We start from the raw sequence: 21,766 nt of genomic DNA, 5'->3' as shown, positions 1-21,766 counted from the left end.
CACATTGCCTTGCAGAGATGCGCTTTACGCATAGAGATTCATAGTTATGAAAAACTACATTAAAACAGATGAGTGGAGCATTGTTGAAGAAGGCTTTGATCCGCATCTGAATAAAATATCCGAAAGTATATTTAGCCTGGGTAATGGCCACATGGGTCAACGTGCCAATTTTGAGGAAGCTTACAGCGGCGAAACCCTGCAAGGCAATTATGTAGCCGGTGTTTATTACCCGGATAAAACACGCGTAGGCTGGTGGAAAAACGGCTACCCGGAGTATTTTGCTAAAGTTTTGAACGCTGCCAACTGGGTTGGGATAGATGTGGTAATTAATGGTGAGCAGCTTGATTTGGCTAAATGCAAAGTTATTGCTTTTAAGCGCACGTTAAACATGCAGCACGGCTATTTGGAGCGTGCCTTTACTGCCCAACTTGCCAATGGCAACCAGGTTAATGTTAACGCCAAACGCTTTTGCAGTATTGTAGACGAAGAAGCCGCGGCAATCCGTTACGCGATAACACCATTGAATTTTAGCGGCGAAATAAAATTTACCGCTTTTATTGATGGCGACGTTTCAAATGCTGATGCTAATTACGACGAGAAATTTTGGGATCATGTTTATCACCAGGTTAGCGGCAATGATAATTACCTAACCCTTAAAACCCGCAAAACTAATTTTGAGGTTTGCACGGGTAGCAGGTTTGCTGTTACTCAGGGCGGTAAAGCCCTTGCTGTTGAGGCAAAGGGGTTTGAAAAAGAAAAATATACGGCCTCGAGCTTTGTAACATCTGCCACGCAGGGCCAGGAAACTGTTGTTTATAAGTATGCCTGCAATGTATCGTCGCAAAATTATGAGCCACAACAATTGCTTGCCGCTTGTAAAAGCGTTATTGAACGGGTTGCGGCTAAAGGTTTTGAAACTATGCTGGCGGAACAGGCCGATGCCTGGTTAAAAAAATGGGCCGAAAGCGATATTGTAATAACCGGCGATGCTTCTGCACAACAGGGTATCAGGTTTAATATTTTTCAGTTAAGCCAAACCTATAGCGGTAAAGATGCCCGCCTTAATATTGGCCCCAAAGGCTTTACCGGCGAAAAGTACGGCGGCTCAACCTATTGGGATACCGAAGCTTATTGCGTGCCTTTTTACCTGGCTACTGCCCCGCAACAGGTTACCAAAAACCTGCTTATTTACCGTTATAAACAACTGGATAAGGCTATTGAAAATGCCGCCAAGTTGGGCTTTGATAAAGGCGCAGCCCTTTACCCCATGGTTACCATGAATGGCGAAGAGTGCCATAACGAATGGGAAATTACTTTTGAAGAGATACACCGCAACGGCGCAATTGCTTACGCTATATTTAACTATATACGCTACACCGGCGATAAAGACTATTTAAACGATTATGGTTTAGAAGTGCTTATAGGCATTACCCGGTTTTGGAAACAGCGCGTTAACTGGAGCAATGCTAAAAAGCAATATGTAATGCTTGGCGTAACGGGCCCTAACGAATACGAAAATAACATAAATAACAACTGGTACACCAGCACCCTGGCTACCTGGTGTATGGAGTATACCATTGAGGCCCTGGCATACGTTAAGGCTAACGATGCTGATAAATACCAAACCTTATTAGGCAGATTGAACTTTAACGAGGCCGAAGAAACCGCAACCTGGCAGCATATAATCAGCAATATGTACTATGGCGAGGATAAGGAACTCGGTATTTATTTGCAGCAAGACAACTTTTTGGATAAGGAGATTATTCACGTTAAGGATTTGCCTGCTGCCAGCAGGCCATTAAACCAAAAGTGGAGTTGGGACAGGATATTACGATCGTGCTTTATAAAACAAGCCGATGTTTTACAAGGCTTTTACTTTTTTAAGGATAAGTTTGATACCGATACCCTACGCCGCAATTATAATTTTTATGAGCCTTTAACCGTTCACGAAAGTTCATTGTCGCCTTGTATTCATGCTATTTTGGCTTCACGGCTGGGGCTGGAAGAAGATGCCTACAATTTTTACCTGCGTACATCAAGGCTGGACCTTGATGACTATAATAACGACACCGAAGATGGCTTGCACATTACATCAATGGCTGGCACATGGATGAGCGTTGTTGAAGGTTTTGCAGGCATGCACGTTGCCGATGATACTTTAAAATTCGAACCATTTTTGCCGGGCAAGTGGCAGTCGTTTTCGTTTAATATCGGTTTCAGGCAAAATATGCTCAATGTTAAAATTGTTGCCAATGGCGTACATATAGTTAATGTGAGCGGCGGCGATATTACGGTTAATATATTCGGAAAAGACGTCATAATTATGGCAGGAGCTGAAGCTTTTGCTGCTCAATAATACTTTTTAAACTGCCGTTCTAAACTAAAGATCGGCAGCAAATTTATTACTGTGCGATAATTAATGCTAGGCACTCAACTTAAATTCTTCAACCTTAGCGGCACTAACTCGCCCCAATCAAATTTCTATAAGCCATAAAAAAAAATTAATTTGATGCCGCTTAATGAACTGGTTTAATAACTCACAAAAAACTGATAAAGCTACCGACGAGGCGCTGCTAAAGCGTTACCGCGATAGTGGCGATTTAGCTGTGCTTGCGGAGTTATTTAAACCATACTCATCAATGGTTTATTACGTTTGTTTGCGGTATTTGCAGGATGGCGAACAAAGCAAAGATGCCGTAATGCAAATATTTGAAGAGCTAATTAGCAAGGTTAACAAGCAAGAAATAAAACAGTTTGCCAGTTGGCTTTATGTGCTAAGCCGTAACTATTGTTTAATGCAATTGCGCTCCGCAAAAAAAATGCAGTACACAACCATTGATGATTTTATGGAATTGCCTATAGATTTGCATCAGGATGTTGAAAATAAAGAAAAACAGCTTACTGCGCTCGAGTTATGCATGGAAAAACTCCCTCCGGCTCAAAAGCAAAGCATTAATCTGTTTTTTATGAATGAAAAATGCTATAAAGAAATTACAGAGATAACAGGATATACTTTAAACGACGTTAAGAGTTATATACAGAACGGAAAGCGGAATTTGAAAATTTGTATAGAAAAAAACGGTGAGCGCTAACAAACCCAACATAGAGCAAATACGGAAGTACCTTAATGGGGAGCTTAATGCCCGCGCTATGTATGAGCTTGAGCGTGATGCGCAGCACAATCCGTTTTTGTGGGATGTAATAAAGGGAATGGAGGCCAACGGCGAAAACCATCAGCCCAATATTGATGAGATAGATAAACTGATAGATAAGCGCGTACAGCAAGATAAAAAAAGTATTGTACCATTGTGGAAGCCATTATCTATTGCGGCATCGCTATTAATTGCGCTGGGTATAGGCGGTTGGTTAATAATGCACCAGCCAGATAAAGTTGTTGTGGCAACAATGCCACCTGCCACTACCAAACCGCATAAGGTAAAGGTTGACATGGCAGCCGCAGATACCTCTGCCTCATCTCAAGTTAAACCGCCAATGTTAGCAAAGTTGAATGTTAGCAGGCCTAAACCAACGGTATTAAAATCGGTACCTGCGCAGGCAGTAGCAACAACAGATACGGTGAGTTATAATCAAAAAATGGTTTACAAAGCACCTGCTAACCCGTATCTGTTGAAGGATGCTTCGGTAAGCAGCTTAAACTTTGATACCAACGCAGGTTTGTTAACTACCAATGCGCCATTGGGCTATTTGGCTGGTTTCAGCAAAGCTAAATCCGCAAAAATACCCGATACGCTTTCGAGGTTATTAATGGGCCGGGTTGCCGGCGTGCAGATAGGTGGAGGTATTGATAATTTAAACAGTGGCCAAAATATTGCAATTAGGGGTAGCAACAGCTTATTAAACAACACAGACCCTTTGTATGTAATTGACGGCGTGCTGGCACAAAACTTTAAACCCGGTTCTATCAGGCCCGAGGATATTAAAAGTGTTGATGTATTAAAAGATGCTAAGGCATCGGCTATATACGGTTCAAGGGCATCAAACGGCGTTGTTGTTATCAATACCAAAAGTGGAGCGGGGCTAAATGAGCATGCAGCTGCATCCGGCCTTGTTGATGCAAATGCTTATCGCAATAGCGATTCGACGGCAAATAAACAGGCCAAGTTGCGGTCAATCCCTATTAATGGCGATGCCATTTTAAAAACAGCACGAATAGTGAAGGGGCAGGTGGTAGATAAGGATAGCCGGCAACCTTTGCCCGGCGTAACCGTAACGGTAAATGGCACTAAAACCAGTACCCAAACAGATTTGAATGGCAGGTTTATAATTAGGTTGCCCATGCCTAAGGCGGTTTTAGATGTATCGTTCATTGGTTATTACCGTAAACAGATAACTGCTAATGTTAACGATAGCGTTAATGTTGCCTTATCGCCCAATTTGCAGGCACTTGCCGAGGTAGTGGTTGTTGGTTACGGCACCACCCAACCCAAAGAAGATGCTGTTGTTGAAGATGCAAGCCCTGCCAACGGCTGGAAGGCATACAACAAATATTTAAAAGATAGTGCTGTTATGCCCAATGGTAAAACGGGTACCGTTAAATTGGCGTTTACGGTTGATGGCGCGGGCCGTATCAACAACATTAGGGTAATTAAGACTTCCACCGATAAGGATATGGACCAGAGGGCCATAGAAATTATTAAAAATGGCCCTACCTGGAAAGCCGCGAGCGACCGCAAAAGCCAGGAGGTGAAAATTAAGATCAAGTTTCACAAATAGCTTTAGTGGTGGTATCGCAAAACAAATCGCTATCCCGAAATATACTTGCCTAACGGTATTTTATTGATGATAAACACCAGTAATACTGATAATGCAAGGCAAACCACAGCAATACATGGTATGCTTATCATAGGGTTAAACAGTGTATAATTAACGTCGTTATCGCTTAAAATGGATAAAACTAAAGCATGACTTAGGTAAATGCCATAATTATATCTGCCCAAAAAATCGCGGGTGGTAATTATAAATTGTGGTACTTTGGGAGTATACAAGCGGCCCAGCATAAACACACTGCTGGCTATCAATAATATGGATGGACTAAGGGGCTCGTATAACAAAGTACTTATACCATTATAATGCTTAAACAACAAATAAGTACCACCGAATATTAACAACAGCGTGGCCAAAAATACGGCCGCCCACAAGCCAATACGTTTTTTTGGCAGGGGTTTAAAAGCAAGGTAATGCCCCAACACCAGGTAGCCAACAAAGCCCTCAAAATACCGCAAATCAATTTGCGGTTTAAACCGAGATAAATAAGGCTGCCCAAGCAACATCACTACAAACCACATTATTAAAAAATACAATAGCTCATTTTGGGTAGCGTTACGCACAAATTTGCCAATTATGGGCACAAACAAATAAAGGCCAATAAGCATGTAAACGTACCATAAGTGGTACGAGCTGCCATACTTTAAAAAATGTAGCACCTGGTGCAAGGTTTCCCCAACATTGCCGGTATAGGCTATGTCCTCATTATAATATTCGTAGGCTATGTAAATAAGGCTCCAAAATAAAAATGGTATCACTATCCTAACCAGGCGTTTTTTTAAAAAATCGCCTATTTCATAGTCGCGGTGTAATAACAAGGCTCCGCTTATCATTACAAACACAGGTACGGCAAAGCGCACCAGGCTGTTATAAAAATTACCAACCATCCAAATATTTAGCGGCCCCTTGTTATAGGTTTCTAACACCGGCGATGTGGTATGCAGTATAATAACGGCAAATAAGGCTATAATGCGCAGGTTATTTATCCAGTCTAAATTTTCTTTCTTAATAGCGGTCATTGCTCATCGGGCAGGTTTAATATTTTTTAAAAATAGCATTATAAAAGTATAGCAACCTACTTACCTGTAAATTATGCTTTTTAACGTTTTTGCTTTATATCAAAAAAAATACACAAGGTTTAATTTTTCATTTTGATTTCATGTTGCCATAGTAGGTTTACATTACAATTGTAAAGAAACCCTATTTCTTCTATTTTTTTAAACTTAAACTTAATTTAAATGAAAAAACTATCAACTTTTAAGAGCCTGCTATTTTGCGGGCTTATTGCTTTAACCTCCCTGTATTCCTGCCAAAAATCGGGCGTTACGGCTAACAATACCAAAACTACCGATGTAACTGCTGCTATGGCGGCGTCGCAAGCTATTCAGTTATCGTCGGCCACAACAGGTTCTTCGTCCACTTCTTTAGTGGGTGTCACAACCGATGCTATATTTGCTTTGCACGCTTATCCGCCGGGAGACAAAAAAGATTCGGTTACGTTTGCAAGCTTGCCGGCTGCTATTGGTACTTACCTAACCGCCAACTACGCAGGGTACACTTTTCAAAAAGCCTTTAAGTTATCAACCCAGGCTGGTGTTGCCGATGGTTACGTTGTAGTTATTTTATTTAATGGTAAACCCGTTGCTATAAAATTTGATGCTGCCGGTGCTTTTGTTACCGAACTTGAGCAATGCGAAGGCCACGATTTGGGCGGAGGACCCGGCTGGCACCCAGGTGGCCGTTTTGACGACCGTGATGGTGCGCACCGCGATACCGTAGCCATTTCGGCTTTACCTGCTGCTGTTAAAACTTTGTTTGCAACAAGCTACCCAACCGATACCTTATTACATGCAGCCCTTAATATGGATGGTAGCTATTCGGTTATCAGCGCCAACAAAGGCTTGTTTGTTACCAACGTTTCGGCAACTGGTACCTTAATAAACCGCATCCAGGTATATCCGCACCCTAACAACCGTACTGCTGTGGTAGCAAGCGCTTTGCTGCCCGCTATAACTACCTACTTAACCACCACTTTCCCCGGTTATGTGTTTGATAAGGCTTTCGCCGAAAAGGCAAATACAACCGTTTTAGGCTACGATGTATTTATAACCGTTAATGGCACAAGGCACGCCGTTGAATTTGATGCCACCGGTAAATTTGTAAGAAATATAGTTATTAGATAATAAATGTAGATAAGGTTAGTTATAGCCCGGTGTTTTTATAATACCGGGCTTTTTAATGCCCTTTTAGCTTCATCTCATTTTCATAAAGCCGGGCTACATTTGTATTGCATTAAGCTATCCAAACAAAATAATTGATATGTTGAATTTGAATTCCCCTTACCCTGTGCGGTTTGTTCACCGGCGCCTGGTTCAGTTAACAGGCAACGCTTTTGAGATAAGTGTGGTTGGAGGCGATGAGCAATGGGCCGCAGAACGAATTGACAATGCCATTGCCGAGATAAGCCGTGTGCTGCAATTGTTATCAGTAACTGATAAAAACAGCCAAATTAACCAGGTAAATCAAAAAGCAGGTATTAGCCCGGTAAAGGTTAGTCAGGAAGTTTTTAACCTGGTAAACCGCTCCCTCAAAATATCCGATCTTACCCGCGGCGCGTTCGATATTACTGATAACGCAGGCGGTTTAACAGGCCAGGCCAGGCAGATGGATTACCGTAACGTAATTTTAGATGCTAAAAACACAACCATTTTTTTAACCGAGCAAGGCATGTGTATAAACCTGGGCAGTATAATAAAAGGCTACGCTACCGATAGGGCCAAATATGTTTTGCAAATACAAGGTGTATTGAGCGGCGTTGTAAACGCCTTTGGCGACCTGATAACCTGGGGAAGCCAGCCCAACAACAAACCCTGGACAATAGAAGCTGCCGATCCGGATCAGAAATTGAAAGCATTTTCAAATCTCAACATCAGTAACATGGCCGTTTCAACATCGGGCAATAACAATAACAACTCCCTTACTGATAGAAATAGCTATGTTGATACGCTAAACCCCAAAACAGGCCTCCCGTTTCATAGTATTAAAAGCGTAAGCGTTTTAAGCCCCAGTGCCGAGCTGGCTGCGGCAATGTCGGCACCGGTTAAGGTTATGGGCGTTAAAATGAGCCTTAGCATGTTTAACAGGCTTAACCAGTTAGTGTGCGTTATAGTTAATAAACGCAAAAAGGTTTATACTTCAAAAAGTATAAGCCTCATGATGTGCTAATAGGTAACATGCGTTTTAATTACCATACCAACACCTGTTTTTTTAACTTAGCACCGCATTAACACCTGGGGTGCTATTTTTTTATTGATTAATTAAAATAGTTTTATTTTTTTCTCTGTTTTATGATAAAACGTTTACTACATGTATTTTTTGCTTTGATGGTTGCTTCGGCATCGTTAAAAGCGAAGGCTATTTGTAGTGGTTCGCCTTGCGTTTTAAACACTGTCATCATTGCTTCAAACCAGCCCCATATTAACTTTTACATTGCCGATAGCGACACCACCAAAGTTAAAAAGGAACCCGGCGACAAAAAGAAGATCAAAGAAATTCCCCAGGCCCGACGGCAAGCAAAGCCCGAAAAACTGTTGTTAACGCCAATTGATACCTTAAGTAATAAACTTAAAGTAAAAGTGCCAAGGCAACGCCGGCCCGATGGTTTGGTGCGTCCGCCAGAAATACCGCGGCGCAACAATAATTGATTATGTTTGACATTTAACTGATATGAGGAGATACATTATCGTTTTGCTTTTTTTGGTAACATGGGGTACCGCAAATGCTTTTGCCGCCAACCGGTGGTTTAAATCGGCCATGTTACGTTTACCGGCAGATACCGATACCACAAAAACCACTAAAAAGCGGTCGGCTTCGGTAGGTATAAGTTACGGTAGCGATGCAAGCTTTTTTGGCCGCAGCAACCAAATAAAATTCCCGTTTTATACTGTCGATGCCATTTACAACACCAAATCGGGCGTGTTTGTTTATGCTTCGCTATGGAAAGTACTTAACTCTATACCCCAAATTGACGAAACCGACCTGGGTATAGGCTATTCATACAAACTCTCAAAAAAGTTTAAGGGCTCAATAAGTTACACCAAATTTTTGTTTGATAACAATACCCAGATCCTCAAATCGGCATCATCAAACGATATAAACTTTAACAACAGCTACAACTGGAAGATATTGAAAACCGCCGTAACGATGGATTATCTGTTCGGCAAATCCGACGATTTTTTTATAACCCTTGGTAACTCCCATTATTTTGAAAGTAACTTTGGCGTTTTTGATGATAAAGATTACCTAACATTTACGCCCGCGGTCAATATCATTTTTGGAACCCAAAACTTTGTTCAGCGTTTCTCGCGCGATCATGATTTTTTTGGTAACACTCCCCCAGTTCCGGGTGGCTATTTGCCGCCACTTGTACTGCCCGATGAGGACGACTATCGTAACGCAAACCGCAACTTTAACGTTTTAAATTATAGCTTTAAATTACCGGTAGCCTACAACAGGCCGCATTACACTTTAGAGGCATCGTACAAATATTCAATGCCGGTTAATGTGCAGGGGTATTTAACAACCAAAAACCAGTCGTTTTTTAATTTAACTTTCTATTACGTTTTTTATTAATTTAACCATGAATGTTTTGATTGTTGAAGACGAAATGTCGCTCGCTCGCGAACTGGAAATATTTTTATCTAATGCCAATTACCTTTGCGAACTGTGCCATAATGGTAAAGCAGCATCCGAAAAAATAGCAATTAACCTGTACGACTTTATATTGATAGACCTTGGTTTGCCCGATTGTGATGGGCTTGATTTACTGAAGGATGTAAAAACCCATAACCCGGAAGCATCGTGCCTGATACTAACTGCCCGGGCCGAAGTTTACGACCGCATTAAGGGCCTTGATTTAGGGGCCGACGATTACCTGCCCAAGCCATTCAGCATGCTCGAATTGCAGAGCCGTATGCAGGCCATTACCCGCCGTAAGTTTGGCCTAAAACATACCACCCTTAAACTGGGCGAGTTTGTTATTGACATGAACGACCGTAGCATTACCTACAATGGAAACATAATAAGTACCATTACCAAAAAGGAATATGATTTGATTGCCTACCTGATATTGCACAAAAACCGCACCTTAACCCGTCCGCAATTAAGCGAGCACATTTGGGGCAGCGTAGTAAACGACGATTACGACTCCAACTACATTGATGTACACATTAAAAACATACGCAAAAAATTGAGCGTACATGCCCAGCCCGATTGGCTGGAAACTGTACGCGGTTTAGGCTATAAAATTAAAATATAACCCTTGGCACTAAAGCTGCAAACCAAATTAACGCTGTTCAATACCATATCAAAATTGGCTATTGTGCTGCTGTTTGTGTTTTTGCTGCCCATGCTAATTAAAAATATTAACCATACTTACAACGATGGCCGTTTTAGAAAGCAGGAAGCCAAACTGCTGCAAATTGTTAAAGACCAGGGCATAGGCGTTTATATACAAAACGGGGAGGGGTATGGTGCCTATCTGCCACTAAAGGAAGAGTACATCCTTTTGGATGAAGCCGACTCCAACTACAATTTAGATACCATACGTAACGAAAAGCGGAAGGTTGAAAAAGATACTATTGAGTACCGCATTTTGAGCCACACATTTAAAGTAGGTAATAAAAACTACCTGCTGGAGATAGGCAAAAGCGTAAGCACACTCGACGAAACCAGCGGCCCCCTGCAAAGCATTGCCCTGCAAATACTACTGGGCATGATTATGCTCACCATCCTGGCCGATTTCTTTTTCTCCAACTACATCCTCGGCCCGTTAGATATCATCATCAAAACTAAGCTCATCGCGCATAAATTTCCCAATTTTGGCTCTTATCAGGAAGTTAAAACCAGCACCGCCGATTTTAAGTATCTGGATAAAAGCATCCACCAGATGATTGAAACCATTGAAAGCACGTTTCAAAAAGAACGCGAATTTATATCCAACGCATCGCACGAGTTAATGACGCCCATCTCCATTTTACAATCCAAAATAGAGAACATGTTTAACCGCGACGACGTGGTTGACGAGTTGAAAATACGCCTCATTGAGATGCAAAAGATACTGAACCGTTTAAAAAGCATCACCAAAACCCTTTTGCTGATATCGCAAATTGAGAACGAGCAGTTTATTAAAGATGATACCATTCAAATAAAACAGCTTTTGCAGGATGTTTACGACGAGATATCTATCCGCTTGGAAGAGAAAGACATCGCCCTTAACATGAATATTACCGATGATGTTGCCCTGCAAAACGTTAATAAATTTTTGCTCTATAACCTGTTTTTTAACCTCATTAACAACGCCATTAAATATAATAAAGAAGCAGGCGAAATAAACATTAACAGTTACATACATGATGGTACGCTGGTTGTCGAAATTTTAGATTCCGGCATCGGTATCTCTGCCGAGCAACTACCGTTCATCTTTAACCGCTTCAAAAAGTTCCGTCAATCACTACAGCAAGAAAGCTTTGGCCTGGGCCTGCCCATCGTAAAATCCATTGCCGATTTCCACAAAATTCGTATCAACGTAACATCGCAGCTAAACGTTGGCAGTACGTTTACACTGGTATTCCCAAATTACAATTCAATAACTCAAAAATCAATAATTCAATAACTGCCGGGGGGGATAAAGTAAGATTTATTTCAAAATTTTTGATGATTCCACCACTTGTTGAAAGATTTGACAACTTTTTAAAAGTTGTCAAATCTCAGTTTTAGATTAATCATCATCTAAAATTAGCTTTTGTTCCGTTAGCATTTTTTGGTAATCGTCATGGTACTGTTTGTAATAATCTTTATTTCCAAACCAGTTGAGCACTTCTTGTTTTTTTAATTTGGTATTCTTTTCCAAAAGCATCCTTTCGTAAGAACTCCATTTCCAAGCTCGAAAATCGTTGATTAAACCATGCTGTTGCGGATTGGCATGAATATAATATACTAATTGTGAAAAATAGGTTTCGCTTTCAACTAGCGCGCGCTTAAAAGGTGTTTGAAATAAGGTGCCGATACGTTGCTGCTGCTTATTAAATGCCATAGCGTAAGATTGGAAAAATTTACGAAATTGATGGCTAACTATATCGTGTGTTGACTTTCCATTTTCAGGATCGGACGGTAACTCTTGGCTAATTCTAATTAAAATATGAAAGTGATTGCCTAACAAACAATACGCATAGGTATCAATCACATCCGACAAATATTCATCATACTTTTTAAGAAAGAATTCAAAATTACCATCGTTTTTGAACATTGGCTGTTTATCAATTGTACGGTTGTAAATATGATAAAAACGCCCCTCTTCAAATTGCGTATAATAATGTTCTGTTTTAGCCACCTGGGTTTATTACTGCTTTTTTTTGTAATCGCTAATATAGGCGTTAATTGCTACCGAAAGATTTGAGATTTGACAACTTTTTAAAAGTTGTCAAATCTAACCAAGATTACAAACTCGCAAAAGCTAACCTACTTTTTAGCCTCCGCTTCGGCTTTCGCCTTCTTCTTAAAAAAACCCTTTAGCAAAAAGTTATGTTGGGCGGCTTCCAGGTCGTCGTTAAGTTTAATGGTACTTTGGTTTAAATAATTTAAGGTGCTTTTCATTTGCTCGGCCTGTTTAGGGTCGTTTAAAAGCACACCTAATACGTTATCGGTTGTGTTTAACTTATTGCTGGCACGGGTTAAATTATCGGTTAAGTTGGTAGCATTGGCAGCAGCTTGCCTAAGCTGCAACACAGATAGCTGCAATTGGCGAAAAACGCTGGTATCGGTGAGTAATTTATCGGCAAGGCCTCCCTTAGTATTCATTTTACCCGAAAACGCATTAAGCTGATTAGCCATTTTTGCGGTATTGCTGGTTGTATTTTGCAGGTTGCCAACTATCTGCTTAAACTTTAAAGCCAAATTACTATCGGCCATGAGCGCACCAACCAGGCTTTTCCCTTCAACAATTTGGTGACTCAATTTTTTAAAATCGGTGGTAATGGCAAGCAGGTTCTCGTTGTTTTTTTGCAGGGTTTTCATAATATCATCGGTTGATAAGGTGTTTTCAACCTGCAACATGTCATTATCCTCAATCATGGGCGCGCCGGGGCTTCCGGGTTCAATAACAATTATCTTGTTGCCAATTAACCCGTCCGAACTTATCTTTGCTCCGGCATTACGATGGATATAAGTTTGTATAGCCTGGTCAACATCCATTTTAACATCAACCTGGGCAATGCCGGTAAATTTGATGGAGCTTATAGTACCCACTTTAACGCCCGAAAACCACACATTGTTACCCTTTTTAAGGCCCTGCACATCGTTAAAAACCGCATTAAGGTGTATGTTTTTAACAAAGGTTTTTTGCTGGCCGCCCAGGGTAAATATGGCTAATATTATTATAGCCAGGCCCAGGAATATAAATATGCCAACAATAATGGCCCGTTTGTTTTCGTCTTTTTCCATTGTTTACTTTATAAAATTATAGTCATAAAAAGGTTTCACCCTTTCGTCGTCGGTATCAAAAACTTCGTCAAAAGTTCCCTCGCGTTCAAATTTACCATCAAGCAGCATGGTAATGCGGTTGCCCGTCATTTTGGCGCAGGTTAAATCGTGCGTGATAATGATCGACGATGTTTTATATTTTTGCTGCACCTCGTTTATCAGGCTGTTAATCTCTATTGATGTTATGGGGTCGAGCCCGGCGGTGGGCTCATCATACAACATCACTTCGGGGTTTAAAATTAAAGTGCGCGCAATACCAATGCGCTTGCGCTGCCCGCCCGATAGTTCCGACGGCATTTGGTTAATGGCCTGTAACAGCCCAACGGCGTCAAGCACATCCTCAACGGCACTGTTTATTTCCTTTCGGGATAAACCCTTTTTGTTTCGCACCAGCGGAAATTCGAGGTTTTTACGCACCGTCATGCTATCATACAAAGCACTGTTTTGGAACGAAAACCCCATCCTTATCCTCAATTCCTGCATTTCCTTTTCTCTAATGTGGGTTAGCTCCTTACCAAAAACCTTTACCTCACCTGCATCCGGCTTTAACAGGCCCGATATAATTTTAATTAATACCGATTTTCCCGTGCCCGAGCGCCCCAGCACAACCAGGTTTTCGCCAGGGTATAGGTCAAGGTCAATACCACGCAGCACCTCGTTTTTCTCAAACGATTTTTTGAGGCCCCGTATGCTGATTACGGCATTTTTATGATCGATAATTGTTTCCGCTCTGTCCATAATATACCGTTAACGAAGCCAGCCAAATATTTGAACAATAATAACTTCTTCAATAAAAACCAAAAACATAGCCGTTACCACTGCCGAATTAGCGGCCTTGCCAACACCCTCCGTGCCGCGCGAGGAGTTGTAGCCCTGGTAGCAACCCACAATGCCAATAGTAAAACCAAACACAAGCGATTTGGTTAGCGTGGCCCAAAAATCAAGAAAGGTAATAGGGTCAAACGCGTTTTGCATAAAGGTGATAAAGCTGGTGCCCTCGTTTTGTGCCACATTTAAATAACCACCCAAAAGCGCAATAAAGGCGGTATAGGTAGCCAATATAGGCAGGGTGATGGATGTTGCTATAACACGGGTACAAACCAAATACTTAAATGGCTTGGTGCCCGATACTTCCATAGCATCAATTTGCTCGGTTACCCGCATTGATCCTAATTCGGCACCAATGCTCGAGCCCACCTTACCCGCAGCAATTAAGGCTGTTACCAGCGATGCCAGCGCGCGTAAAATAGCAATAGAAACCAACGACGGCAGCCACGATGTGGCCCCGATAGATAACAACGACGGACGCGACTGCTTGGTGAAAATAACCCCAACAATAAAACCGGTAACCGTGATAAGCGTGAACGACCGCACGCCAACATCATAACATTGTTTAATAACTTCTTTAAACTCGTATGGCGGTACAAACACTTCTTTAAAAAAGCGCAGTACAAATTTACTCACTTTGTACAGGTTAATAAAAACGCCCGTAAGCCATCGTATAAACGAAGATCCTTTTTTTGTTGTAACAGTATTGCTGCTTGCCGACATTAATTGTGATGTATGATTTTGCTACGTATTTTACAAAATAAAACCAATGTTGTTTTAATATTTTAATTGCTCCCGCCGCTTTAGACCTTAAATTGAGCCCAAAGTTAACACGGCTTTGCATTTATTTCACCATTAAATAACCGCTTTTTCCATAACCAGTAATTCCAAAGGCTGTTTTGGTATTCCAAACTTTGTTTCTGTAGGGAAGGGCCTTTTTTCGCCGGTAACTACAAAGCCCTTGCGCTCATAATACGCTATCAGTTCGTGCCGGATGGTTATAACCGTCATCCATAGCGTGTGGCAGTGTTTTTGGCGGGCAAGGTTCTCGGCAGCCGTTAATAACAGTTTGCCAATACCTGTATTTTGCAAGGCGGGGTTAACGGTAAGCATACCAATATACAGCTTATTGCTGCTTACGTTTAAATAAACGCAGGCAGTAATTCCCCCGGCATGGTTAGTGTATTTTAATATAAAGGAGTTTGCGTCTTCAATATAAGCTGTTAGGGTAGCTTCGTCTATACGCAGGCCGTCTAAAAGGTCGGCCTCGGTTGTCCATCCTTTTTTTGATGCCGGGCCCCGGTAGGCCGTATTTACTAAGGCGTTAAGTTGCGGCACATCGGCCAGGCACGCCTGGCTAATACCGGTTGTTAAAACTGAATTTACAAACAAGCAGATAATGTTTTAGTTAAATAGTGTTGCTGCAAATTTAAGCGGTAAGGATGGTAAGATATTCGGTTTCGTGTCAAAAAAAGAAATATCATTATCTGTTATCGCCTAAATAATTGCATATTGCAACATGTCTGCTCAAAAACTGCCTTTTTCAAAACAGCTTGCTTATGCTGCAGGTATGATGGGCTGGAGTATCATGACGAATATTATTATCGTGATGATAAATTACTTTTACTTGGCTCCGTCAAAATCGGGCTTAGTGCCACTGATGCCACAAATAATGGTTTTTTTGGGTGTAAATATCATGAGCATTATCCTGGCCTCAGTGCGTTTAGTTGATGCTTTTTACGATCCTTTTCTGGCCTCATTAAGTGATAAAAGCAAAAATCCCAAGGGTAGGCGTATTCCTTTCATGAAGTACGCAATTTTACCGGCAGTGGTGTTTTGCTGCCTTACTTTCAGGCCATTGGTTATAGGTCAAAGCTTGCACAACGCCTGGTGGTTGGTATTTACACTGGTGGGTTTTTTTATGTCGTCAACAAGTTATATCATACCATACAATGCCTTACTTCCCGAGTTAACCGATACCGCCAAAGAAAAAGTTAAGCTATCATCTTTTCAGCAAATAGGTTTTGTGTTAGGTATGATATTTTCGGCCCTGGTTAACAACTTTGCCGATCTGATAGAGCATTTTGGCCACATTAATAGCCGGGTAATTGCATTACAATATACCATTTGGGGCCTTTGTATATTTGCTGGCCTTGTTATGTTGATCCCCATCTTCGCTATCGACGAAAAAAAGTATTCAAGTAGTACGCCATCACACCTGCCATTATTTAAAGCTGTACGCGCCACTTTTAGCAATCGCAATTTTAAATATTACCTCATATCCGATTTTTCGTACTACATGGCTATAAGTATCATATCAAGCGGCTTATTGTTTTTTATAACTGTATTGCTGCACCTGCCCGAATCTATGGGTGGCTTACTGGTTGGCGTTATGGTTTTGGTATCAGTAATGTTTTACCCTTTTGTTAATTTTATATCGGCACGCTTTGGTAAAAAACCACTGGTGTTAATATCGTTCTTAATATTGGCGCTGGTTTATGTAGCCATTTACTTTTTAGGCCTGTTCCCTGTATCGGCTAAAGTACAAATTTATACATTGGTTATTTTTGCGGCTTTCCCGCTTGCAGCCCTGGGTATTTTACCAAACGCTATATTGGCCGAAATAGCCGAAGCTGATGCCATAAAAACCGGCGAGAACCGCGAAGGAATGTTTTTTGCGGTTAAATATCTGTTTGTTAAACTTGGCCAAACATCTGGTACGGCCCTATTTGCATTTTTAACCATTTACGGCATAAAAGAAGGCCACGATTATGGCCTGCGCCTTAACGGTATTTGTGGCTTTGTACTTTGCCTGCTCGCCCTTATGTTTTTTAGCCGTTTCCGGGAAGTTAAACCAAACCGGCCAGCCAAATAACCAAGTGGTGCTTATTGTAAACCTTTCAATTTACGGCTAAACAATTCGGTTTCGTCAATTCAGTTGAATAGAATTTGGGCGTTCCCTAAAGCCAAAATTGAACTATTGTTTCCGTGCTGCTTTTTCCCAGGTTGCACTTTGTGCTTTTTTAGAATACCGAATAATGCCCGCTAAAACAGCGTAGTTCATGATGCAAAAGTAATAGGGTATAAAAAGTACTTTAATGCGTAGTTCGCGTTTCTCCATCACCCAGCCTAATATGGCCATAGCGTAAAACAATATTTGGGCTGCCAGTAAAAGCTGATAAAAGGTTGAGCCATTAAAAGCTAAAGCAATATTTAAAATAAACGAAAGGATAAGCAAAAAAGGTGTAATAGTCCACCTTAAAACCCGGTGACTAATATACTGGAACGATAGTAACGGGTAATTAAACGGATTTAGCAAGGCCTTTAACCTAATGATGGATTGTATACCCCCAGCTGCTATCCGCACCTTACGTTTCAGCTCCTCAGTAACATTGGCCGACGATGTTTCGGTTGCGTAAGCAGCGGGCTCGTAAACAATGCGGTAACCCTGTTTGGCTATCAGCATCGATATCATAAAATCATCCAGAATAGTATCATCCTCAACAGGTTTATACAGGCTGGTACGTACACTGAATAATTCGCCTGCGGCACCTACCACCGAGTAGAGTTCCGAATCCCATTTTTTTAACGCCGATTCGTACTTCCAGTAAAAACCTTCTCCGGCGGCACTTGCATCGGCGTTTTCATCAACCTTTACACGTTTTTCGCCAGCTATGGCACCCACAGTTTGGTCGGCATAATGGCGGCAAATATTAATAATGGCATCTTCGTTTAAAAAGGTGTTGGCATCGGTAAAAACGGTTATATCGGTATTAACGGTTTTCATGGCACGGTGTATGGCCATAATTTTGCCGCTGCGCTCGGCTTTGTGCATCAGTTGTATGTGCGGGTATTGCTTAATTATATCAGGCGTACTGTCGTCCGATCCATCCGTTACAAATAAAAACTTGAGTTTACCTGCCGGGTATTTCAATTGCAGCGTATTTTTTATTTTATCGGCCATGTATTGCTCCTCGTTATAGGCTGCAACTACCAGTGTGCATGTGGGCAACATATCGGTATTAACAGCTATTTCGCTTGGTTTGCCTTTGGTTATCCGCTTTATGCGGATAATGATATAAAGCAAAATGCCGTACCCTACAAAGGTGTAAACAACAATAAAAAGGCTGAGCCATAAAATAATTTCCATGCAGTATGTTTAAATAGGGTAACCTAATTTTGTGCTTTTTTTGCCCTGTGTAATGTTCCACCAAACGGCTTTAAAAAGCATGCCAATAAAATTATACTTTTTTTGTTTAATGTAGCTTATTGTATTCCGCGGCACTACCAGCAGCATAAAGTATACGTAAAATACAATTGCCTGGTTCCACGGCGCATTACGGCGAATAAACAATATGCGGTTGCGGTTCATAAAATACTCTTTAAGCGGACTGCCTTGCCCTACCGATACCGACTCTTTATGGTAAATTAAGGCGTTGGTATTAACCCAGGCCTGGTAACCGGCACGTTTAATATGCTCGTTCCAGTCCATCTCTTCGTAGTATAAAAAAAAGTTTTCGGTCATTAAACCAGCCTTTTCAATGGCCTTGCGCCTAAGCATCATGGCTGCGCCGTGGCAAAAACCTGTGGGCTGGCTCAGGTTATCATACTGGCCATTATCTTTTTCAAACTGACCGATACATTGGTTACGGCAGGTATAATAATTCATGGGTGTAAAGCCCACGTACTGCAAGGTGTCCGGAAACTGAAAGTATTTTATTTTAGGCGATATAATGCCTATAGTTTCGTTATTATCCAGCGTGTTAACCAGCGTTTCGGTTAGGCCGGCGGTAAATTCAGTATCGTTATTAACTAAAAAAAGGTAATCGCCGGTGGCTGCTTTAATGCCTAAATTGTTACCGCCTGCAAAGCCGAGGTTAGCTTCGCTGCGTATAAAAACAATATCCGGGTACTTTGCCTGCCATTGGGGTAAATCGTTGGTTTTGGCACCGTTATGCACCACAATAATTTCAATATTGGGGTAGGTGTTTGTTTTGAAGATAGATTCCAGTAGAGCTTCGGTAACCAGGGCCTGGTTAAAGTTTACGGTTATTACTGAAACTTTCTTCATGTTAATAATAGCTGCTGAATAGGTGTATTTGAAATTAAGTTTTTTTACGATAACAAGCAATTAACCATCACGAAAAAGTGCTATCCAGGTAATTGAAAATATCGGGTGCTTTTTCAAGGTCAAACTTGCGTGCAAAAAGGCATGGCGAAGCAATCAGTTTATCAGCATCAGCCATCGTTAACGTTTTGGGGCTGGCCTTTTGTTCACTCCAATCAATATAACGGTAGTTATTGTTTTCTATCTTGTTTTTAAAAGGCGAATTATATAAAATGGTTTGAATAGCAATTTCATCTGCACCCCAGCTTAACCTGAAAAAGCGTTGTATTTTAGGGTTATCGCGCAGGTAGTCAACAATATATTGCGCACTGGCCGGCGTAATAGTTAACCATTGCGATCGGCCTATAAAAACTATGTTTTCGGGCATCTTACGTTTGGGCCAAACCTTATTCATTAGCACCTGCGCATAGTAACTGGCCGGGAAATGGTAATCGGTTAAATGATATTCGGTAACCCTGGTTTTAATTTGTTTCCACCAATCCGAGTCCTCGGTTAAATACTCCATGAAAATCCTATCGGGATGGTGGTGGAAAAACTCGTGAATTTGGCGGGTGCTTTTTATAGGATAATCGTTGCCGCTCAACAAGTTAATATAATCGTATTTTTTGGACGAAGCCAGTATTTGGGTAAAGCCGTTTAGGGTAGCTTGTACAATACTGTATGCGCCCCAGTAAACTTTTACCCGGCTTTTAATAAAATAAACATTGGGCGTATTAAGCAAAAAGTTAAATGGCCCTTCATCAGCCTTGCCATCCAGGTGAATATAAATATCCGCATCGGGGTGTGTTAACCTGCTAACCAACCTTGATAGCTGCACCGGGTTGTTGTGCGCCAAAATTAAATGGGCAATTTTTGTCATTTAACTAATAGTAATAGGGGGTAATCAATACAAATATCAGGGGCAAAAATTGGTTGCCGGTAGGTTTATACGTATGCTGTCTGCCTTATGTTTTACTTTTGCCGGTAACATATTCGCCCAGGCCGCTGCCGTGGCTTTTAAACCTGTTTTTAAAGGCGGCCCAAATACCCCCATCGTACATTAAACGCCTCGGCGATGTATATGCCCTGGCATTTTTGCTTAATATCAATTTTAAATTACCCTTCTTTTTTAGGTTAACGGCCATGCGGCCATCTTCGGCTTCTTCAACAAAGTAATCGCTGCCTGCGGCATTATCAAACATGCGCACGCCGGTTACCTTAAAGCCGCCTGTGGTTAGCCCCACTTCGGTAATAAAGCCCATGTTAAAGCCCAAGGTATTCATAAACTCGCGCTTGCGTTTGCGTATTTGTACCAGTACACCGGTTATCATTTCGTATATCCATAAGCCAAAGCGGCCCTGCCCTTCGGGTGGTATAAACGAGTAGCGGCCATAAACGCCCACAATATCTTTACTATCTACCATTGGAGCAACCATGGTATCTATCCATTTTGGCGGATAAAACGTATCCGAGTCGGCACATAAATGGTATTTGCCGCGGGCTTTTTCTAAACCCAACTGCCGCGCGTGCGGCGTACCCTGTTGCGATTCCAGGTAACTCCTAACGCCAATCTCGTCTAACACCTGCTGGGTATTATCTGTGGAGTTATTGTTTATCACCACTATTTCAACCTTATACTTGGTTTGGTTGGCCGATATGGCCGATAGTGTGCGGAATATATTATTGGCCTCGTTCCAGGCCGGTATTACTACCGAAACATCCGGCTGTTCGTGCCTAAAATTGCTTATCCTGCTTTTAATGTCGGTCAATTCTGCTGCTGTAAGGTCGGCAAACTTTTTTCCGGTGTACAGGTGTGGTTCTATCCACTTAGGGAGGCCAAATATCGACATGCTGTTAATTTAAAAGTATCTAAAATAAATATGCTATTCACATTTATACCCTTTCCCAGGTATTTGTTTCAAAGTTGTATCGCTTTACCACCTTGGCCGGATTGCCCACCGCAACCGAATAATCGGGTATGCTTTTGGTAACCACGCTGCCGCCGCCAATAATTACATGTTTGCCTAGCGTTACGCCCGCAGTAATTACGCTGTTGGCCCCAATCCACACATTATCACCTATGGTAATCAAGGCTGTTTCTACCTTTTGCACACTTGGCGACATGGTAATATCCTGGTAACCGTGGTTAAGGCCGCTAACGGCAACATTTTGCGCAAACATAACATCGTTACCAATAATAACGGGACCTATTACCACATTGCCCATACCCACAATGGTTCTATCACCAATTAATACGTCGCCTACGCCATTGTTAATGGTTGCAAAATCTTCAATTACCGATCGTTCGCCCAAATCAAAACGGTTATACGGAAATACGTCCATCCTTGTTCTGCGCCTCACTATTGACCCCTTGCCCCTGTTATGCTTAAACGGATTAACAAAGAGCCTTATCCATAAGCGTGGCCTAAACTGCCCGGTTGGCACCATTAGCCAATGCGCTATTTTTTTAAACGCAGGGTTTGATTTGATTTGTGATGACAGCGACAT

General features: G+C 41.6%; 21 protein-coding genes. 10 read left to right on the top strand and 11 right to left on the bottom strand.

Annotation, left to right across the window (positions count from 1 at the left end):
- The first annotated feature begins 46 nt into the window (after positions 1-46).
- The 3 genes from BDD43_RS28160 (at position 47) to BDD43_RS28150 (ending at position 4,734) form a co-directional block, all read left to right on the top strand.
- On the top strand, positions 47-2,356 hold the full coding sequence (locus BDD43_RS28160) for a glycoside hydrolase family 65 protein (protein ID WP_121201549.1): 2,310 nt from the start codon (positions 47-49) through the stop codon (positions 2,354-2,356).
- A 163-nt stretch (positions 2,357-2,519) separates the two neighbouring features.
- A complete protein-coding gene (locus BDD43_RS28155; protein WP_121201548.1) occupies positions 2,520-3,092 on the top strand; it encodes an RNA polymerase sigma factor in 573 nt (190 codons plus the stop codon).
- Positions 3,082-4,734, top strand: coding sequence for a TonB family protein (locus tag BDD43_RS28150; RefSeq protein ID WP_121201547.1), 1,653 nt, complete (start codon positions 3,082-3,084; stop codon positions 4,732-4,734). The genes BDD43_RS28155 and BDD43_RS28150 overlap by 11 nt, the downstream gene beginning before the upstream one ends.
- A 29-nt stretch (positions 4,735-4,763) precedes the next feature.
- Here the strand turns inward: BDD43_RS28150 and BDD43_RS28145 are convergent, their stop codons facing one another.
- Positions 4,764-5,804, bottom strand: coding sequence for an acyltransferase (locus tag BDD43_RS28145; protein ID WP_121201546.1), 1,041 nt, complete (start codon positions 5,802-5,804; stop codon positions 4,764-4,766).
- 219 nt (positions 5,805-6,023) lie between these two features.
- Between BDD43_RS28145 and BDD43_RS28140 the strand changes: the two genes are divergently transcribed.
- From BDD43_RS28140 to BDD43_RS28115, 6 genes are all read left to right on the top strand, one after another.
- Complete coding sequence (locus BDD43_RS28140) at positions 6,024-6,968, top strand: PepSY-like domain-containing protein (protein WP_121201545.1); 945 nt, start codon at positions 6,024-6,026, stop codon at positions 6,966-6,968.
- A 136-nt stretch (positions 6,969-7,104) separates the two neighbouring features.
- Positions 7,105-8,010, top strand: coding sequence for an FAD:protein FMN transferase (locus BDD43_RS28135; RefSeq protein WP_121201544.1), 906 nt, complete (start codon positions 7,105-7,107; stop codon positions 8,008-8,010).
- A 122-nt stretch (positions 8,011-8,132) separates the two neighbouring features.
- Positions 8,133-8,489, top strand: a complete 357-nt coding sequence (locus BDD43_RS28130) for a hypothetical protein (RefSeq protein ID WP_121201543.1) — start codon at positions 8,133-8,135, stop codon at positions 8,487-8,489.
- A gap of 22 nt (positions 8,490-8,511) precedes the next feature.
- Positions 8,512-9,417: a hypothetical protein gene (locus BDD43_RS28125; RefSeq protein ID WP_121201542.1), complete on the top strand. Its 906-nt coding sequence runs from the start codon at positions 8,512-8,514 to the stop codon at positions 9,415-9,417.
- 7 nt (positions 9,418-9,424) lie between these two features.
- A complete protein-coding gene (locus BDD43_RS28120) occupies positions 9,425-10,102 on the top strand; it encodes a response regulator transcription factor (RefSeq protein WP_121201541.1) in 678 nt (225 codons plus the stop codon).
- A gap of 3 nt (positions 10,103-10,105) precedes the next feature.
- Complete coding sequence (locus BDD43_RS28115) at positions 10,106-11,458, top strand: sensor histidine kinase (protein WP_246001812.1); 1,353 nt, start codon at positions 10,106-10,108, stop codon at positions 11,456-11,458.
- A 105-nt stretch (positions 11,459-11,563) separates the two neighbouring features.
- Here BDD43_RS28115 and BDD43_RS28110 read toward each other — a convergent pair whose 3' ends face one another.
- The 5 genes from BDD43_RS28110 to BDD43_RS28090 all read right to left on the bottom strand — a co-directional run bounded on the left by BDD43_RS28110 (position 11,564) and on the right by BDD43_RS28090 (position 15,543).
- Complete coding sequence (locus BDD43_RS28110) at positions 11,564-12,175, bottom strand: hypothetical protein (RefSeq protein WP_121201539.1); 612 nt, start codon at positions 12,173-12,175, stop codon at positions 11,564-11,566.
- A gap of 128 nt (positions 12,176-12,303) precedes the next feature.
- Positions 12,304-13,284: an MlaD family protein gene (locus BDD43_RS28105; protein ID WP_121201538.1), complete on the bottom strand. Its 981-nt coding sequence runs from the start codon at positions 13,282-13,284 to the stop codon at positions 12,304-12,306.
- A gap of 3 nt (positions 13,285-13,287) precedes the next feature.
- Positions 13,288-14,061 carry an ABC transporter ATP-binding protein gene (locus tag BDD43_RS28100; RefSeq protein WP_121201537.1) on the bottom strand — a complete coding sequence of 258 codons (774 nt, stop codon included), beginning with the start codon at positions 14,059-14,061 and terminating at the stop codon, positions 13,288-13,290.
- Between the two features lie 9 nt (positions 14,062-14,070).
- Positions 14,071-14,874, bottom strand: a complete 804-nt coding sequence (locus BDD43_RS28095; protein WP_121201536.1) for an MlaE family ABC transporter permease — start codon at positions 14,872-14,874, stop codon at positions 14,071-14,073.
- Between the two features lie 132 nt (positions 14,875-15,006).
- On the bottom strand, positions 15,007-15,543 hold the full coding sequence (locus BDD43_RS28090) for a GNAT family N-acetyltransferase (protein WP_121201535.1): 537 nt from the start codon (positions 15,541-15,543) through the stop codon (positions 15,007-15,009).
- Positions 15,544-15,670: 127 nt separating this feature from the next.
- Between BDD43_RS28090 and BDD43_RS28085 the strand changes: the two genes are divergently transcribed.
- A complete protein-coding gene (locus BDD43_RS28085; protein WP_121201534.1) occupies positions 15,671-17,026 on the top strand; it encodes an MFS transporter in 1,356 nt (451 codons plus the stop codon).
- 102 nt (positions 17,027-17,128) lie between these two features.
- Here the strand turns inward: BDD43_RS28085 and BDD43_RS28080 are convergent, their stop codons facing one another.
- The 5 genes from BDD43_RS28080 to BDD43_RS28060 form a co-directional block, all read right to left on the bottom strand.
- Positions 17,129-18,301 carry a glycosyltransferase family 2 protein gene (locus BDD43_RS28080; RefSeq protein ID WP_121201533.1) on the bottom strand — a complete coding sequence of 391 codons (1,173 nt, stop codon included), beginning with the start codon at positions 18,299-18,301 and terminating at the stop codon, positions 17,129-17,131.
- Between the two features lie 9 nt (positions 18,302-18,310).
- Positions 18,311-19,222 carry a glycosyltransferase family 2 protein gene (locus BDD43_RS28075; RefSeq protein ID WP_121202151.1) on the bottom strand — a complete coding sequence of 304 codons (912 nt, stop codon included), beginning with the start codon at positions 19,220-19,222 and terminating at the stop codon, positions 18,311-18,313.
- Between the two features lie 67 nt (positions 19,223-19,289).
- A complete protein-coding gene (locus BDD43_RS28070; protein ID WP_121201532.1) occupies positions 19,290-20,138 on the bottom strand; it encodes a beta-1,6-N-acetylglucosaminyltransferase in 849 nt (282 codons plus the stop codon).
- An 85-nt stretch (positions 20,139-20,223) separates the two neighbouring features.
- A complete protein-coding gene (locus tag BDD43_RS28065; RefSeq protein WP_121201531.1) occupies positions 20,224-21,108 on the bottom strand; it encodes a glycosyltransferase family 2 protein in 885 nt (294 codons plus the stop codon).
- Between the two features lie 43 nt (positions 21,109-21,151).
- A complete protein-coding gene (locus tag BDD43_RS28060; RefSeq protein WP_121201530.1) occupies positions 21,152-21,766 on the bottom strand; it encodes an acyltransferase in 615 nt (204 codons plus the stop codon).

It is taken from the genome of Mucilaginibacter gracilis, assembly GCF_003633615.1.
Classification (GTDB): Bacteria; Bacteroidota; Bacteroidia; order Sphingobacteriales; family Sphingobacteriaceae; genus Mucilaginibacter; species Mucilaginibacter gracilis.
The sequence above is the reverse complement of the archived record's forward strand: the minus strand, read 5'-3'. Positions and strand labels throughout refer to the sequence as shown.

Coding starts and splice junctions, on each gene's coding strand:
- BDD43_RS28160 (WP_121201549.1), top strand. CDS start 47: ATGAAAAACTACATTAAAACAGATGAGTGGAGCATTGTTGAAGAAGGC.
- BDD43_RS28155 (WP_121201548.1), top strand. CDS start 2,520: ATGAACTGGTTTAATAACTCACAAAAAACTGATAAAGCTACCGACGAG.
- BDD43_RS28145 (WP_121201546.1), bottom strand. CDS start 5,804: ATGACCGCTATTAAGAAAGAAAATTTAGACTGGATAAATAACCTGCGC.
- BDD43_RS28140 (WP_121201545.1), top strand. CDS start 6,024: ATGAAAAAACTATCAACTTTTAAGAGCCTGCTATTTTGCGGGCTTATT.
- BDD43_RS28135 (WP_121201544.1), top strand. CDS start 7,105: ATGTTGAATTTGAATTCCCCTTACCCTGTGCGGTTTGTTCACCGGCGC.
- BDD43_RS28130 (WP_121201543.1), top strand. CDS start 8,133: ATGATAAAACGTTTACTACATGTATTTTTTGCTTTGATGGTTGCTTCG.
- BDD43_RS28125 (WP_121201542.1), top strand. CDS start 8,512: ATGAGGAGATACATTATCGTTTTGCTTTTTTTGGTAACATGGGGTACC.
- BDD43_RS28120 (WP_121201541.1), top strand. CDS start 9,425: ATGAATGTTTTGATTGTTGAAGACGAAATGTCGCTCGCTCGCGAACTG.
- BDD43_RS28105 (WP_121201538.1), bottom strand. CDS start 13,284: ATGGAAAAAGACGAAAACAAACGGGCCATTATTGTTGGCATATTTATA.
- BDD43_RS28100 (WP_121201537.1), bottom strand. CDS start 14,061: ATGGACAGAGCGGAAACAATTATCGATCATAAAAATGCCGTAATCAGC.
- BDD43_RS28095 (WP_121201536.1), bottom strand. CDS start 14,874: ATGTCGGCAAGCAGCAATACTGTTACAACAAAAAAAGGATCTTCGTTT.
- BDD43_RS28085 (WP_121201534.1), top strand. CDS start 15,671: ATGTCTGCTCAAAAACTGCCTTTTTCAAAACAGCTTGCTTATGCTGCA.
- BDD43_RS28080 (WP_121201533.1), bottom strand. CDS start 18,301: ATGGAAATTATTTTATGGCTCAGCCTTTTTATTGTTGTTTACACCTTT.
- BDD43_RS28075 (WP_121202151.1), bottom strand. CDS start 19,222: ATGAAGAAAGTTTCAGTAATAACCGTAAACTTTAACCAGGCCCTGGTT.
- BDD43_RS28070 (WP_121201532.1), bottom strand. CDS start 20,138: ATGACAAAAATTGCCCATTTAATTTTGGCGCACAACAACCCGGTGCAG.
- BDD43_RS28065 (WP_121201531.1), bottom strand. CDS start 21,108: ATGTCGATATTTGGCCTCCCTAAGTGGATAGAACCACACCTGTACACC.
- BDD43_RS28060 (WP_121201530.1), bottom strand. CDS start 21,766: ATGTCGCTGTCATCACAAATCAAATCAAACCCTGCGTTTAAAAAAATA.